Here is a 2,039-nt window from a genome sequence, read left to right on the forward strand (position 1 = left end):
TATTTTTCCGGCATCGAGGCGCAAAGCAGGCCGGCGGCGCCAGCCTTCAGCCAGCTTTCGCGGTCGAACATCTCGTTCTTCTCGAACTCGTCGTAGCGTGGCGCGATCTCTTCCGACATGAAGCGGGACGCCATGTCGTAGAGCATGCCGACCTCGTCCGCCGCCCAAGCGGGCTTTGGCAGGCCAAGGACTTCGGCTGGATTTGTCGCCACGACTTCCTCCGCGTTCCGACAATTGTGGGCCGGCGGTGCCGGCCCGCCAAACCTAGAATGCTTCCGCCGGCAGCGCCATCAGCGTGTCCGCGCCACTCGAAATACGCGCAAGGCGCGTCGCCGTTTCCGGCATGATCCGCTCCATGAAGAAACGCGCCGTGACCAGCTTGTTGTCGTAGAAGGCGGCGGTCCCGTTGGCGCCTTCCGCAAGCTTTGCCTCTGCGGATTTGGCCATCTGGGCCCACATGTAGCCAAGCGCCACCAAACCGAAGAGATGCATGTAATCGGTCGAGGCCGCTCCTGCGTTGTCGGGCTTGGCCATGGCGTTCTGGACCAGCCACATAGTGGCCGCCTGCAAGTCGTTGAGGCCCTTCTTCAGCGCCTTGGTGAAGGGCGCCATCTTCTCGTCAGCGCGGTTTTCCTCGCAGAACTCGCCGACTTCCTTGAAGAAGGCCTGCACGGCGCGGCCGCCGTTCTGCGCCAGCTTGCGGCCGACGAGATCGAGCGCCTGGATGCCGTTGGCGCCTTCGTAGATCATGGCGATGCGGGCATCGCGCACGAACTGGCTCATGCCGTGCTCTTCGATATAGCCGTGGCCGCCGAACACCTGCTGCGCCATGACCGCATGGTCGAACCCCTTGTCGGTGAGCACGCCCTTGACCACCGGCGTCATCAGGCCGGTGTAGTCGTCGGCCGCCTGGCGGTCCTTGTCGTCGCCGGAGCGGTGCGCAACGTCCGACTTGATCGCCGTCCACAGCGCCAGCGCCCGGCCCGCCTCGTTGAATGCCTTCATCGTCATCAGCGAGCGGCGAATGTCGGGATGGACGATGATCGGATCGGCCTTCTTGTCGGGCGCCTTGACGCCGGAGAGCGAGCGGCCCTGCAGGCGATCCTTGGCGTAGGACACTGCGTTCTGATAGGCGATCTCCGAGATCGAAAGCCCCTGCAGGCCGACGCCGAGGCGCGCTTCGTTCATCATCGTGAACATGGCCTTCAGGCCGCCATTCAATTCGCCGAGCAGCGTGCCCTCGGCCTCGTCATAATTCATGACGCAGGTCGAATTGCCGTGGATGCCCATCTTCTCCTCAATCGAGCCGCAGGAGAGCGAGTTGCGTCCGCCGACATTGCCCGAGGCGTCGAGCTTGAACTTCGGCACGATGAACAGCGAGATGCCCTTGACGCCTTCCGGTGCGCCCTCGGCGCGGGCCAGAACAAGGTGGACGATGTTGTCCGACATGTCGTGCTCGCCGGCGGAGATGAAAATCTTCTGGCCGGAAATCCTGTAGGTGCCGTCACCGTTCGGCACGGCCTTGGTGCGCAGCAGGCTGAGATCGGTACCGCAATGCGGCTCGGTCAGGTTCATGGTGCCGGTCCAGACGCCCTCGATAAGCCTGGGCAGCCAGGTGGCCTTCTGCTCGTCGGTGCCGTGGGTGACGATGGCGGCGATGGCGCCCTGAGTGAGGCCCGGATACATCATCAGCGCCATGTTGGCGGAGATCATGTATTCGGAAACTGCGGAGTGGACCGTATAAGGCAGGCCCTGACCGCCGAACTCGGCGGGGGCCGCCAGTCCCATCCAGCCGCCTTCGCGATACTGGTCGAAGGCTTCCCTGAAGCCTTTGGGCGTCGTCACCGAGCCGTCGTCATGGCGCACGCAGCCTTCCATGTCGCCGACCCGGTTGAGCGGATGCATGACGTTCTCGGCGAGCTTCGCGCCCTCGGCGAGGATCGCCTCGAGGACATCGGGCGTGGCGTCGGAGAAGCCGGGAAGATTGGAATAGCGCTGATAGCCCAGCACATCGTTGAGCACGAACAGCGTGTCCTGGA

At 63.9% G+C, this 2,039-nt stretch carries 2 protein-coding genes; both read right to left on the minus strand.

The features are described from left to right. On the minus strand, positions 1 to 212 hold a 212-nt coding region (locus Q0L57_RS13630), incomplete at its 3' end, for an acyl-CoA dehydrogenase family protein (protein WP_296743429.1). 52 nt (positions 213 to 264) lie between these two features. After that, a partial coding sequence (locus tag Q0L57_RS13635) for an acyl-CoA dehydrogenase (protein WP_296743431.1) occupies positions 265 to 2,039 on the minus strand: 1,775 nt, incomplete at its 5' end.

This window comes from Mesorhizobium sp., assembly GCF_024509055.1.
Lineage (GTDB): Bacteria > Pseudomonadota > Alphaproteobacteria > Rhizobiales > Rhizobiaceae > Mesorhizobium.